At 69.4% G+C, this 13,012-nt stretch carries 14 protein-coding genes and 1 riboswitch; of the genes, 8 read left to right on the top strand and 6 right to left on the bottom strand.

Features of this window, described 5'->3' with window-relative positions; genetic code table 11:
- Positions 1 to 113 precede the first annotated feature (113 nt).
- Positions 114 to 1,697 carry an MFS transporter gene (locus tag AC1DY7_RS16640; protein ID WP_477494804.1) on the top strand — a complete coding sequence of 528 codons (1,584 nt, stop codon included), beginning with the start codon at positions 114 to 116 and terminating at the stop codon, positions 1,695 to 1,697.
- Positions 1,694 to 2,182 carry a DUF2771 domain-containing protein gene (locus AC1DY7_RS16635; RefSeq protein WP_477494803.1) on the top strand — a complete coding sequence of 163 codons (489 nt, stop codon included), beginning with the start codon at positions 1,694 to 1,696 and terminating at the stop codon, positions 2,180 to 2,182. Before AC1DY7_RS16640 ends, AC1DY7_RS16635 begins: the two co-directional genes overlap by 4 nt.
- Before the next feature lie 6 nt (positions 2,183 to 2,188).
- Here the strand turns inward: AC1DY7_RS16635 and AC1DY7_RS16630 are convergent, their stop codons facing one another.
- Positions 2,189 to 3,148 (bottom strand): glutathione S-transferase family protein, encoded by a 960-nt coding sequence (locus AC1DY7_RS16630; RefSeq protein ID WP_477494802.1) that lies wholly within the window; start codon positions 3,146 to 3,148, stop codon positions 2,189 to 2,191.
- An 80-nt stretch (positions 3,149 to 3,228) separates the two neighbouring features.
- A complete protein-coding gene (locus AC1DY7_RS16625; protein WP_477494801.1) occupies positions 3,229 to 3,639 on the bottom strand; it encodes a cold-shock protein in 411 nt (136 codons plus the stop codon).
- 153 nt (positions 3,640 to 3,792) lie between these two features.
- Here AC1DY7_RS16625 and AC1DY7_RS16620 point away from each other — a divergent pair, with 153 nt between their 5' ends.
- From AC1DY7_RS16620 to AC1DY7_RS16605, 4 genes are all read left to right on the top strand, one after another.
- A complete protein-coding gene (locus AC1DY7_RS16620; protein ID WP_477494800.1) occupies positions 3,793 to 4,185 on the top strand; it encodes a YccF domain-containing protein in 393 nt (130 codons plus the stop codon).
- Entirely contained in the window at positions 4,185 to 5,246 is a 1,062-nt protein-coding gene (moaA, locus tag AC1DY7_RS16615; RefSeq protein WP_477494799.1) for a GTP 3',8-cyclase MoaA, read from the top strand. Before AC1DY7_RS16620 ends, moaA begins: the two co-directional genes overlap by 1 nt.
- 29 nt (positions 5,247 to 5,275) lie before the next feature.
- A complete protein-coding gene (locus tag AC1DY7_RS16610) occupies positions 5,276 to 5,524 on the top strand; it encodes a MoaD/ThiS family protein (protein WP_477495051.1) in 249 nt (82 codons plus the stop codon).
- A 250-nt stretch (positions 5,525 to 5,774) separates the two neighbouring features.
- Positions 5,775 to 5,952: riboswitch (cyclic di-AMP (ydaO/yuaA leader) on the top strand.
- 9 nt (positions 5,953 to 5,961) lie between these two features.
- A complete protein-coding gene (locus tag AC1DY7_RS16605) occupies positions 5,962 to 7,320 on the top strand; it encodes a transglycosylase family protein (RefSeq protein ID WP_477494798.1) in 1,359 nt (452 codons plus the stop codon).
- Positions 7,321 to 7,389: 69 nt separating this feature from the next.
- Here AC1DY7_RS16605 and AC1DY7_RS16600 read toward each other — a convergent pair whose 3' ends face one another.
- Genes AC1DY7_RS16600 through AC1DY7_RS16585 form a run of 4 tightly spaced genes read right to left on the bottom strand, consistent with a single transcriptional unit; the run spans position 7,390 to position 8,977 of the window.
- Entirely contained in the window at positions 7,390 to 7,851 is a 462-nt protein-coding gene (locus tag AC1DY7_RS16600) for a molybdenum cofactor biosynthesis protein MoaE (RefSeq protein WP_477494797.1), read from the bottom strand.
- Entirely contained in the window at positions 7,841 to 8,317 is a 477-nt protein-coding gene (locus AC1DY7_RS16595) for a MogA/MoaB family molybdenum cofactor biosynthesis protein (RefSeq protein WP_477494796.1), read from the bottom strand. The genes AC1DY7_RS16600 and AC1DY7_RS16595 overlap by 11 nt, the downstream gene beginning before the upstream one ends.
- Positions 8,314 to 8,781, bottom strand: a complete 468-nt coding sequence (moaC, locus tag AC1DY7_RS16590; protein ID WP_477494795.1) for a cyclic pyranopterin monophosphate synthase MoaC — start codon at positions 8,779 to 8,781, stop codon at positions 8,314 to 8,316. The genes AC1DY7_RS16595 and moaC overlap by 4 nt, the downstream gene beginning before the upstream one ends.
- Positions 8,782 to 8,785: 4 nt before the next feature.
- On the bottom strand, positions 8,786 to 8,977 hold the full coding sequence (locus tag AC1DY7_RS16585) for a hypothetical protein (RefSeq protein WP_477494794.1): 192 nt from the start codon (positions 8,975 to 8,977) through the stop codon (positions 8,786 to 8,788).
- A gap of 84 nt (positions 8,978 to 9,061) precedes the next feature.
- On the opposite strand from AC1DY7_RS16585, the gene AC1DY7_RS16580 reads away from it, so the two are divergent.
- Entirely contained in the window at positions 9,062 to 11,320 is a 2,259-nt protein-coding gene (locus AC1DY7_RS16580; RefSeq protein WP_477494793.1) for a helicase-associated domain-containing protein, read from the top strand.
- A gap of 34 nt (positions 11,321 to 11,354) precedes the next feature.
- Positions 11,355 to 13,004 carry a DNA repair helicase XPB gene (locus tag AC1DY7_RS16575; RefSeq protein WP_477494792.1) on the top strand — a complete coding sequence of 550 codons (1,650 nt, stop codon included), beginning with the start codon at positions 11,355 to 11,357 and terminating at the stop codon, positions 13,002 to 13,004.
- Positions 13,005 to 13,012 lie beyond the last annotated feature (8 nt).

Here is a 13,012-nt window from a genome sequence, read left to right as displayed (position 1 = left end):
ACACCGATGGCGTCCCACGGCAGCGGTCGCGGTAAGGGACAATCGAAGTCGTGCCTTCCCGGGATCCCCGATACCATCCACCGCGGCCGCCGTCCGACGGTGAGCACCCCGGCATGGCCAACTATCCGAGCGACGGCGGCGACGGTTCCAACGGCAGGCGCCAACACCCACCGTCGGGCCCGAGCGCCAACAGGTGGCTGCCACCGCTGGACGACGAGTCACCCCGGCACCACACCGAACCCCCGCCCCGCGCCCGGTCAGGGGTCGGCTCATCCGCCGGCGAGAAGGTCACCGTCACCCGCGCCGCCGCGCAGCGCAGCCGGGAAATGGGCAACAAGATGTACGACCTGGTGCACCGGGCGGCCACCGCGGACGGCGCCGACAAGTCCGGGCTGACGGCGCTGACCTGGCCGGTGGTCGCCAGCTCCGCGGTGGACGCCGCGATGGCGGTGGCACTGGCCGACACCCTGTTCTTCGCCGCAGCCTCTGGCGAGAGCAAGAGCAAGGTGGCGCTGTACCTGCTCATCACCATCGCGCCGTTCGCGGTGATCGCCCCGCTGATCGGTCCGGCGCTGGACCGTCTGCAGCACGGCCGCCGGGTGGCGCTGGCGATGTCGTTCGCGCTGCGCACCGTGCTTGCGGTGGTGCTGATCGGCAATTTCGACGGCGCCACCGGCAGTTTCCCGTCCTGGGTGCTCTATCCGTGCGCACTCGGAATGATGGTGATGTCCAAGAGTTTCTCGGTGCTGCGCAGCGCGGTGACCCCGCGCGTGCTGCCGCCGACGATCGACCTGGTCCGGGTGAACTCCCGGTTGACGATGTTCAGCCTGCTGGGCGGGACCATGGCGGGTGGCGCTATCGCCGCGGGCGCCCAGTATCTGCTCAAACTGGCCGGGCTGCCCGGCGCGTTGTACGTGGTGGTGGCGGTGACCGTGGCCGGCGCGGCGCTGTCGATGCGGATCCCCAAATGGGTCGAGGTGACCGCCGGTGAGGTGCCGACGACGCTGAGTTACCACGGCGGCGAGACCGAGACACTGCGCCGGCCCGCCAAAGAGCGGCAGCCGTTGGGCCGCAACATCATCACCTCGCTGTGGGGTAACTGCACCATCAAGGTGATGGTCGGCTTCCTGTTCCTGTACCCGGCGTTCGTGGCCAAATCGCACGGCGACGGCGGCTGGGAGCAGCTGCGCATCCTGGGCCTGATCGGCGCGGCGGCCGGCATCGGCAACTTCGCGGGCAACTTCACCGCGGCCCGGCTCAAACTCGGCAGGCCGTCGCTGCTGGTGACCCGCGCGGCCGTCGCCGTGACGGTGATGGCGCTGGCGGCCGCCGTGTTCGGGAACCTGTTGGTGGCCGCATTGGCCACCCTGGTGACCTCGGGGGCCAGCGCCATCGCGAAGGCGTCGCTGGACGCGTCGTTGCAGGACGACCTGCCGGAGAAATCCCGGGCGTCCGCGTTCGGCCGGTCGGAGTCGCTGTTGCAGCTGGCCTGGGTGCTCGGCGGGGCCACCGGCGTACTCATCTATCCGCAACTGTGGGTCGGGTTCACTACGATCACGGCCGTGCTGATTCTCGGTATGGCCCAGACACTGGTGAGCTACAACGGTGCATCGTTGATACCCGGCCTGGGCGGTAACCGCCCGGTGCTCGCCGAAACCGAGGGCGGCCCCGTCGCCGCTCCGACTGGGCGCCGATGAAGCGCGTCCTGGCGGCCCTGCTGGCGGTGGCGCTGGTGGCGTCGGTGGGCACCGGCCTGCTGGTGTGGCAGCTGACCCGGCACGAGGGCACCTCGCTGCCGGAGATCAGCGCCTATTCGCACGGCGAGTCGGTGCGCATCGGCCCCTACCGGTATTGCCAGGTGCTCGATCTGGACAACTGTGAAATACCGCAGACCACAGGTGATCTGGCCGTGAATTCGCGTAACCCGGTGCAGCTGTCGGTGCCGTCGGCGATCGCGCGGGCGCCCTGGTGGCTGATCCGTGCCTACGAGGACGCCCCGTCGCCGGTGGTCTCGGAGTTCCGGCCGGGCACCACGCTCGCGGTCACCATTCCGACCGTCGACGCCCGGTTCGGCAAGCTGACAGGTCTGGCCGTGCAGGTTCCGACGCTGGTGCGCGACGAGGCCGGCAACGAGTTCCCGCTGCCGCACGCCGAGTGGTCGGTGCGCACCGTCTGGAGTTAGCGCTTGCTATTCGGGAGGAGTGCCGTCCCCAAATGGCTTGCCGCCCAATGCTTCCCGGCCGTGCGGGGTGGTCCAGCCGGACAGCTCGGGCCCCTTCGGGACGATCTGGGTGGGATTGATGTCTTTGTGCACGATGTAGTAGTGCGCCTTGATCTGATCGAAGTCGACGGTGTCGCCGAATCCGGGTGTCTGGAACAGATCGCGGGCGTAGGCCCACAGCACCGGCATCTCCGAGAGCTTGGACCGGTTGCACTTGAAGTGCCCGTGGTAGACGGGGTCGAACCGGGCCAGCGTGGTGAACAGCCGGACGTCGGCCTCGGTGATGGTGTCGCCCACCAGATACCTTTGCGCGCTTAATCTTTCGGAGACCCAGTCCAGTGCGGTGAACAGCCGGTCATAGGCCGCCTCGTAGGATTCCTGCGAGCCCGCGAACCCGCAGCGGTACACGCCGTTGTTGATCTCGGTGTAGATTCGGCGGGCGACCTCGTCGATCTCGGCACGCAGCGGTTCGGGATAGAGCTGCGGTGCGCCCGCGCGGTGGTAGGCCGTCCATTCGGTGGAGAAGTCCAGCGTCATCTGGGCGAAGTCGTTGGTGATGACGGCGCCGGTGTGCACGTCGACGATCGCGGGCACCGTGATGCCCTTGGGGTAGTTCGGGTCACGCCGGAAGTACGCGTCCTGCAGCCGCGGGATACCCAGCACCGGGTCCACACCGCCGGGGTCGAGGTCGAAGGTCCAACTGCGAGCGTCGTGGGTGGGCCCGCAGTAGCCGATGGACAGCGCATCCTCCAGACCCAGCAGCCGCCGCACGATGATGGCGCGGTTCGCCCAGGGGCAGGCGCGCGCCACGATCAGCCGGTAACGCCCCGGCTCGACCGGGAAGCCGTCGCGGCCGTCCGCGGTGACGCGGGTGGGGATGTAGTTGGTGTCGCGGTTGAACTCACCCTGCGGGCTGACGTAGGCCATGGCCCCAGTCTTCCCCGTCGAGCGTGCGCTCATGTGTGAGAACTGACCGAACTTTCGATCAGACCTTCACGTTCGAGGACTCAGGCGTCGAGTTCGGCGGCGACGGCCTTGACGACCTCGGACACCCGGCGGGCGACCTTGCGGTCGGGGTACTTACCCTTACGCAGCTCCGGCTGGATGGTGTTCTCCAGCAGCGTGATGAGGTCACCGATGATGCCGTGCAGCTCGTCGGGCGTGTGCTTGTGCTCGACGGTGGCCGCTTCGCGGCGGGTCCGGGACAGGCTCGGCGGCGGGTCGACGAGCGTGACGCTCAGCGCCTGCGGGCCGCGGCGTCCGGCGGCCAGGCCGAACTCGACCTTCTGGCCGGCCTTGAGGCCTTCGACGCCAGCGGGCAGCGCCGAGGAACGGACATAGACGTCCTCGCCGTCCTCCTGGGACAGGAAGCCGAAGCCCTTTTCGGTGTCGTACCACTTAACCTTGCCGGTCGGCACTGCTGTTCACCCGCTCGTCTCTTGATCACATAAGTAATGCGTCCCGCCTGCGCAGGACGCAATGTATGTGGATCTTATCCAACTCCCGGGGCGCCGTGCTCCTGCCCGCCGGTTCTGGCCCCCCGGTAGGCTGAAACGACCGCTGGAGGAGACATGCGCCTGGTCCTGAATATCGTCTGGTTGATTTTCGGTGGGCTGTGGCTGGCACTGGGCTATCTGCTGGCCGCCATCATCTGCTTCGTCCTCATCATCACCATCCCGTTCGGGTTCGCCTCATTACGCATCGCGCTGTACGCACTGTGGCCGTTCGGCTACACCGTCGTGGACAAGCCGGGGGTGCGCCCGGGCGCACTGGTCGGCAACGTCATCTGGCTCATCGTGGCCGGAATCTGGCTGGCCATCGGGCACCTGGTGAGTGCGGTGGCCATGGCGATCACCATCATCGGCATCCCGCTGGCCCTGGCCAACCTCAAGATGATCCCGGTGTCGTTGATGCCCCTCGGTAAAGAGATCCTGCCCGTCGACCAAACGGCACGGGTGAGCTGATGACGCTCACCGATCTCGGGCTGCCCATGCCGTCGGTACCTTCTGTGTCTTCTGCCGGAATGCCCACCGAAGGCCCACTGCTCGACACCTTCGGCCGGATCGCGACCGACCTGCGGGTGTCGCTGACCGACCGGTGCAATCTGCGCTGCACCTATTGCATGCCTGCCGAGGGCCTGGACTGGCTGCCGGGCAGCCAGCTGCTCAGTGCTGCCGAGCTGGGCCGCCTGCTGCGGATCGGCGTCACCCGGTTGGGCATCACCAATATCCGCTTCACCGGTGGCGAACCGCTGGTCTCGCGGAATCTGGAAGAGGTCGTCGCCACCGCGGCGGCGCTGCGGCCCCGGCCCCAGATCGCCATGACGACCAACGGCATCGGGCTGGCCGCGCGGGCGGCCGGACTCAAACGGGCCGGCCTGGACCGGGTCAACGTCTCCCTGGACACCGTCGACGCCGCGCATTTCACCCAGATCACCCGCCGCGACCGGCTCGACGACGTGCTGGCCGGACTGGCAGGCGCGGCCGCCGCCGGGCTGGCGCCGGTGAAGGTCAATGCCGTGCTGGACCCCCGGACCGGGCTCGACGACGTGGTGCCCCTGCTGCGGTTCTGCCTGGAGCACGAGTACCAGCTGCGCATCATCGAGCAGATGCCGCTGGATGCGGGCCATGAATGGAGCCGGGATCGCGCGATCGGCGCGCACGCAGTGCTCTACACGCTGCGTCAGTACTTCGATCTGCGGCCGGATCCCGCCCCGCGTGGGTCGGCGCCGGCCGCGCTGTGGCGGGTCAACGGCAGCGCCGCCACCGTCGGCATCATCGCGTCGGTCTCAGCGGCGTTCTGCGGGGCATGCGACCGCACCCGGCTGACGGCCGACGGCCAGATCCGTAACTGCCTGTTCTCCGCCGCGGAGACCGACCTGCGCGGGCTGCTGCGCGGCGGAGCCGGCGACGACGAGATCGAGACCGCGTGGCGCCGCGCGATGTGGGCCAAGGCTGCCGGGCATGGCATCAACGATCCGAGTTTCGTCCAGCCCGCCCGGCCGATGAGCGCGATCGGCGGGTGACGGTGACGGGCGCCCCCGCAGGCCCGGCGATGACCGTGACCGTGCGTTATTTCGCCGCAGCACGGGCCGCAGCCGGAATCGAGATCGAAACGTTGCAGCTGCAAAAGGATTTGACGCTCGAATCGCTGGTGCAGCAACTATCGGCCCGCGGCCCGGAGTTGGCCAAAGTCCTGGCACGCTGCTCTTTCCTGTGCGACGAGGTCGCCGTGCGCGATCGCGACAAGCCGCTACAAACAAACCAAACCGTCGATGTGTTACCCCCTTTCGCCGGCGGCTAGCGGTGATATGTGTCACATAACGAAACGGTCACGACGAGCCTACCGACAGGTTTAGCGGCGACAACACCTGCGAAAACGCCCGAGCGGCCTGCGCCTTTAAAGTCCTCATAAGATTTGCTGCCTGTGAAAACGCCGAAAAGGCATCGAGGTGACGCACGCCCGCCGAACAGTTACCGTCTTGCCCAAGCCATTTGACCTATATCGAGTGGCCCGCAGCGCCCTTTACGCCGAGCTCCATCCACCGGGCACTGCCACCAACGAACCAAACCTTGGATGGAGGCGGGGGACCCAACCGGTCCGCCGAAACGCAGACCAGGGCTCACAGCGTGAGCCCTCGGGGTGAAGCCGGCGTCGGCAACGACGCAGGCCGGGCAACCTCTCCAGCCCGAACCCGACAGCTGACCTCGTAGGCGTTCACGAGAGGACTGTCTTTTTCTATGAGTGGACGGCACCGCAAGCCCACGTCATCTTCAGTAAGCGTCGCCAAGATCGCCTTCACCGGCGCGGTCCTCGGCGGCGGAAGCCTCGCCCTTGCCGGGCAAGCAGGCGCCGCCACCGACGGCCAGTGGGATCAGGTTGCCCGCTGCGAGTCCGGCGGAAACTGGGCCATCAACACCGGCAACGGTTACCAGGGTGGATTGCAGTTCTCCCCCGGCACCTGGTCCGGCCACGGTGGCAGTGAGTACGCCCCCGCCGCCCACATGGCGAGCAAGGACGAGCAGATCGCCGTCGCCGAGCGTGTGCTGGCCACCCAGGGCAAGGGTGCCTGGCCCGTCTGCGGCCGTGGCCTCGGTGCCGCGTCGCCGCGCAACGTCGTCAACGAGCCCGCCCCGCCGCAGGCGCTCGACAATCCTCTGATCAACGGTGAGGTCCCGGCGCCGCCCGCGCCGGAGCCGGCCCCCTTCGACGCATTCAGCGCGCCGCTGCCCGACGCTCCCCCGCCGCCGGCCCCCGAGCCGCTGCCGCCGGCCCCCGAGCCGCTGCCGCCGGCCCCCGACGCCATCCCGGCCGTGCCCGTGGACGCCGTGATCCCGGCCCCGGCCGATCTGCCGCCGGCACCGATCGATGCACCCGCGCCGGACGCCGTGATGCCGCTGGACGCGCCGCTCCCGGCACCCGTCGTTGCCGCTCCGGTCGACGCCCCGCTGGACGCTCCTGCGCCCCCGCCGGCTCCTGCCCCGGCCGACATCGTCAACGTCGACAACGTGATTCCCGCCCCGGCTCCGGTCGACCCGGCCGCGCCGGTCGTCGAGGCCGCCAGCTGGGATGCCACGCCGGCTCCGGCCGGCCAGCCCGAGGTGTGGGCGCTGCACGGCGCTCCGATGCCGCTGGACCCGGTCCTGCCCGCTCCCGATCCGGCCCCGGCCCCCGCGCCCGGGCCTGCCCCGGTCGCCGCCGGCGCCGATGCGCTGGCACCGCTGGCAGCGGTCAACATCCCGCAGCCCGCATACGACATCGCCAACCAGGCCGTCTCCGGCCAGCTTCCGGCGCCCGCCGACGGCGTGCCGCACCTGATCAGCCCGGAGAACCTGCCGCCCGGATCGACCATGGATCCCAACGCGGGGGGCGCCGAGAGCCCCAACGTCAGCTACATCAAGCAGCTGTGGCACGCCGTGCAGAACCAGGACATCTCCGGCAAGGACGCGCTGATCGCCATCGGTACCCAGCGGTCCATGAACAGCCCGATCCCGGATGAGATCCCGGCTCCGCCGAACGCACCGGGCGCCGCCCCGGTGGCAGCCCCCGCCGACGCAGCGCCCGCGCCCGCGCCGGCCCCGCTGCTGCCGACGCCCTAGTCACGGATTCGCCGAAACGGTATTCCAGCAGTGTGAAGCTACGGGGATACCGTTTCGTCGTTTCCGGGCTCAGGCCGAGTTGACCCATTCCTCGGTGCCGTCGCCGAAGAACTGGTGCTTCCACACCGGCAGCCGGGCCTTCACGGTGTCCACCAGCAGCGCGCAGGTCTGGAACGCGGCGCCGCGATGGTCGGCGGCGACGGCGACGGTCAACGCCGCGTCCCCGATGTGCAGCACCCCGATGCGGTGGCTCACCGCGACGGCCCGCACGCCTTGGGCGTCGCGGGCCACTTCCTCGACCACCTCGGTCAGCGTCTGGAGGGCCGACGGGTGTGCGGAGTACTCCAGCCGGGTGACGTGACGGCCACCGTCGTGATCGCGCACGACCCCGGAGAACCCGACCACCGCCCCGGCCGCCTCGTGGGCCACCAGCGCCTCGTGCTCGGGCAGCGAGATCAAGTCCTCGGTCAGCGCGACCCGGACGATCTCAGCGGTTTTCCCTTCTTCGCGCGAGCGCTCATCAGCGGACATGATCGCCTCCGCCGAGTTGGTCCAGCGCGTGCTCCAGGACGCCGTCGAGCACGCCCAGCCCGTCCTTCACGCCGCCGGTGGAGCCGGGCAGGTTGATGATCAGCACGCCGTCACGCACGCCGCAGACGCCGCGCGACAGCACCGAGGTCGGCACATGCGGCAGACCGGACCGACGGATGGCGTCGGCGAGACCGGGAATCTGATAGTCGACGATGTTCGCGGTGGCGTCCGCGGTGCGGTCGGTCGGTGAGATGCCGGTGCCGCCGGAGGTCAGCACGACGTCCACTCTGGCCTCGACGGCGGCGAACAGTGCGCGGTTGACCGCCACCCCGTCCGCGACGACTACGGGTGGGGGGACCTCGAATCCGCGTGCGGTGAGCCAGTCCACGATCACCGGCCCGCTGCGGTCCTCGTAGACACCGGCGGACGCACGGGTCGAGGCCACGATCACGGAGGCGGTTCTCATCGTGTCCAGGTACCCGTCTTGCCGCCTTCTTTGTGCACCACCTGGATCCCGTCGATACGGGCGGCGCGGTCGACGGCCTTGATCATGTCGTAGAGGGTCAGGGCGGCCACGCTCACCGCGGTCAGCGCCTCCATCTCGACGCCGGTGCGGTCGGTGGTGCGGACCGTGGCGGTGATGGTCACCTCGGTACTGCCGATGGCGAAGTCGATATCGACGCCGGTGAGCGCCAGCTGGTGGCACAGCGGGATCAGGTCGCTGGTGTGTTTGGCCGCCATGATGCCGGCGATCCTGGCCGTGGCCAGCGCGTCCCCTTTGGGGAGCCCGCCGGCGGCGATGAGTTCGATGACGTCCGCGCGGCTCTGCACCGTGCCGACGGCGACGGCGGTGCGCTTCGTCGAATCCTTGGCCGAGACATCGACCATGTGGGCGGCGCCCGACTCGTCGAGGTGCGAGAGCCCGCTCACCGGATTACTTGTTGACGACGGTGACCGCGTGCGTGAACGGCAGGTCCTCGGCCGGAACCGGGAAGGTCACGTCACCGAACGGCGAGAGGGCACCGACGCGGTCGCTGGCGAGTTCGCTGACGGCGTGCTCGCCGTCGGCCACCTGGGGCCAGCCATTGTCGACGTACTGCTTCTTCTTGTCAGCCACGACTGACATTGTGGCAGGTACCGCGCTCTGGGGCGAGACCGGTGGCCGTCTCGCCGCTGACCCGCGCAGGAAGCTGCTTTACGCTGGTCAGCGATGAGCCAGAACCTACGTCCGAGCGTGCCCCTGGGCGTCTGGCTGGCTGACCTTCCCGACGACCGCCTGATTCGGCTGTTGGAGTTGCGCCCCGACCTCACCCAGCCGCCACCGGGCACGCTCGCGGCACTCGCCGCCCGCGCCCAGGCGCGCCAGTCGGTGAAGGCCGCGACCGACGCCCTGGATTTCCTGCACCTCGCCGTGCTCGACGCCATGCTGGCACTGCAGGCCGACGCCGGTCCGGTGCAGCCCGAGACGGTGGTGAAGTTCCTCGGGCCCCGCGCCGACGCCGACGCGGTGCGGGCGGCCTTGACCGATCTGACCGACCGCGTGCTGGTGTGGGGTGCGGATTCGCTGCGGGTGACCCCCGAGGTGGCTTCGGGACTGCCCTGGTTTCCCGGACAGGCGGTGCAGGCCGAACCGGACTTGGATCCCGGCGCCATCGCGGCCCTGCTGGCCGATAGCGACGGCCCGCAGCGCGACCTGCTGAACCGGCTGGCAGAGGGCTCACCGGTCGGGCGGACCCGCGACGCGGCGCCCGGCACGCCGGCGGATCGGCCGGTGCAGCGTCTGCTGTCCGCCGGACTGCTGAACCGCGTCGACGAGGACACGGTCATCTTGCCCCGGCTGGTCGGTCAGGTGCTGCGCGACGAGTTGCCCGGTCCCGTCGGGCTGAACCGCCCGGATCCGACGGTGAACACGACCAAGCAGGCCGACGCCGACTCGGTGGCTGCCGGCGCGGCGATCGATCTGCTCCGCGAGATCGATGTTGTCCTCGAAACTCTTTCGGCCACACCAATTTCCGAGCTGAGGGCTGGCGGCCTCGGGGTGCGTGACGTCAAACGGCTGACCAAGCTGACCGGTATCGACGAGCAACGCCTCGGGCTGATCCTCGACATCGCGGCCGGGGCGGGCCTGATCGCCTCGGGCGTGCCCGACCCGCTACCGCAGGACGGCAGCTCCCCGTATTGGGCGCCGACGGTGGCCGCCGACCGGTTCATCGAGACGACGACGGCCGCCCGCTGGCACCTGATCACGTCGACCTGGCTGGACCTGCCGTCGCGTCCCGGGCTGGTCGGCACCCGCGGCCCGGACGGCAAGCCCTACGGCGCCCTCTCGGATGCGTTGTACTCCACCGCGGCCCCGTTGGACCGGCGACTGCTGCTGGAGATGCTGACCGAGCTCAAGCCGGGAGCCGGGGTGGACGCCGCCTCCGCGGCGGGGGCGATGATCTGGCACCGGCCGCGCTGGGCGGCCCGGCTTCAGCTCGAACCCGTCACCGACCTGTTGCGCGAGGCGCACGCGGTGGGCGTGGTGGGCCGCGGCGCCATCGCCGGCCCGACGCGGGTTCTGCTGGCGGGCGGTACCGAGGACGAGATCGTCGCGGCGATGGGCAAGGCGCTGCCCGCGCCGCTGGACCATTTCCTGCTGCAGGCCGACCTGACCGTCGTGGTGCCCGGCCCGCTGCAGCGCGACCTGGCCGAGCAGTTGGGGGTGGTGGCCACCGTCGAGTCGGCGGGCGCGGCGATGGTCTACCGAATCAGCGAACCGTCCATCCGGCACGCCCTGGATTCGGGACGTACCGCAGGAGAACTGCATGCCTTCTTCACGCGGCATTCGAAAACGCCTGTGCCCCAAGGGCTGACCTACCTGATCGACGACGTGGCGCGCCGGCATGGGCAGCTGCGGGTCGGGATGGCGGCGTCGTTCGTGCGGTGCGAGGACCCGGCGCTGCTGGCGCAGGCGATCGCCAGCCCGGCCGCCGAGCCGTTGGAACTGCGCATCCTGGCGCCGACGGTCGCGGTGTCCCAAGCCCAGATCGGCGACGTCCTCGCGGCCCTGCGCGCCGCCGGATTCGTCCCGGCCGCCGAGGATGCGTCGGGTGCGGTCGTCGACATCAGCGCCCGTGGCGCCCGGGTGCCGGTGCAGGGCCGGCGCCGGACGTATCGCCCGTTGACCGCGCCCGCCGCGCAGACACTCGCCGCGATCGTCGCCGTGCTGCGCAAGGTGTCGTCGACGCCGGCCGCGGGGCAGCGCCTGGATCCCGCCGGCCTGATCACCCAGTTGCAGCAGGCCGCCCTCACCCAGCAGCCGGTGGTGATGGGTTATGTCGACCCTGCCGGGGTGGCCACCCAGCGGGTCATTGAGCCGATCAACGTCCGCGGGGGCCAGCTCACGGCCTTCGACCCCGCCGCCGGGCGGGTCCGCGAGTTCGCCATCCATCGCGTGACCTCTGTGGTGTCGGCAGACTCTGGATAATGGATGGGATGAGTAACTCCGAGAGCCGCCGCCGATGACCGAGGGACCGCTGATCGTCCAGTCGGACAAGACCGTGCTGCTCGAGGTCGACCATGAGCTCGCCGGCGCCGCCCGCGCGGCCATCGCGCCGTTCGCCGAACTGGAACGCGCCCCCGAGCACATCCACACCTACCGCATCACCCCGCTGGCGCTGTGGAACGCCCGCGCCGCGGGGCATGACGCCGAACAGGTGGTCGACGCGCTGGTGAGCTTCTCCCGGTACGCGGTGCCCCAGCCGCTGCTGGTCGACATCGTCGACACCATGGCGCGGTACGGCCGGCTGCAGCTGGTGAAGCATCCGGCCCACGGGCTGATGCTGGTGAGCCTGGACCGGGCGGTGCTCGAAGAGGTGCTGCGGCACAAGAAGATCGCCCCGATGCTGGGCGCCCGCCTCGACGAGGACACCGTCGTTGTGCACGCCAGCGAGCGTGGCCGGATCAAGCAGATGCTGCTGAAGATCGGCTGGCCGGCGGAGGATCTCGCGGGCTACGTGGATGGTGAGGCCCATCCGATCGAGCTGGATCAGGACGGCTGGGAGCTGCGCGACTACCAGGAAATGGCGGCCGAGTCGTTCTGGGCCGGTGGGTCCGGCGTGGTGGTGCTGCCGTGTGGCGCCGGTAAGACGCTGGTCGGTGCCGCCGCGATGGCCAAGGCCGGGGCGACGACGCTGATCCTGGTCACCAACACCGTCGCCGGACGGCAGTGGAAACGCGAGCTCATCGCGCGAACCTCACTGACCGAGAGCGAGATCGGCGAGTATTCCGGTGAACGCAAGGAGATCCGTCCGGTCACCATCGCGACCTACCAGGTGATCACCCGCCGCACCAAGGGTGAATACAAGCACCTCGAGCTGTTCGACAGCCGCGACTGGGGCCTGATCATCTACGACGAGGTGCACCTGCTACCGGCGCCGGTGTTCCGGATGACGGCCGATCTGCAGTCGCGACGCAGGTTGGGGCTGACCGCCACCCTGATCCGCGAGGACGGCCGCGAGGGCGATGTGTTCAGCCTGATCGGCCCGAAGCGCTATGACGCACCGTGGAAAGACATCGAGGCCCAGGGCTGGATCGCGCCCGCGGAGTGCATCGAGGTCCGGGTCACGATGACCGAGAACGAGCGGATGATCTACGCCACTGCCGAACCGGAAGAACGCTACAAACTCTGCTCGACCGCGCATACCAAGATCGCGGTGGTGAAGTCGATCTTGGAACGCCACCCGAACGAGCCCACCCTGGTCATCGGGGCCTATCTGGATCAGCTGGACGAGCTCGGCCAGGAACTGAACGCCCCCGTCATCCAGGGCTCGACCAAGAATGCCGAACGCGAGATACTGTTCGACCAATTCCGCCGCGGCGAGATCCGGACGCTGGTGGTCAGCAAGGTGGCAAACTTCTCCATCGACCTACCGGAAGCATCTGTGGCCGTTCAGGTTTCGGGTACCTTCGGTTCCCGGCAGGAAGAGGCGCAGCGACTGGGCCGGCTACTGCGACCGAAGGCGGACGGTGGCGGTGCGGTGTTCTACTCGGTGGTCTCGCGCGACAGTCTCGATGCCGAGTACGCCGCCCACCGGCAACGCTTCCTGGCCGAGCAGGGCTACGGCTACATCATCAAGGACGCCGACGACATGCTCGGGCCCGCCATATGACCGTCGGC

The organism is Mycobacterium sp. P2_H7 (assembly GCF_056403275.1).
Note: the sequence above shows the minus strand (reverse complement) of the source record. Positions and strands in the feature narration are given on the sequence as shown.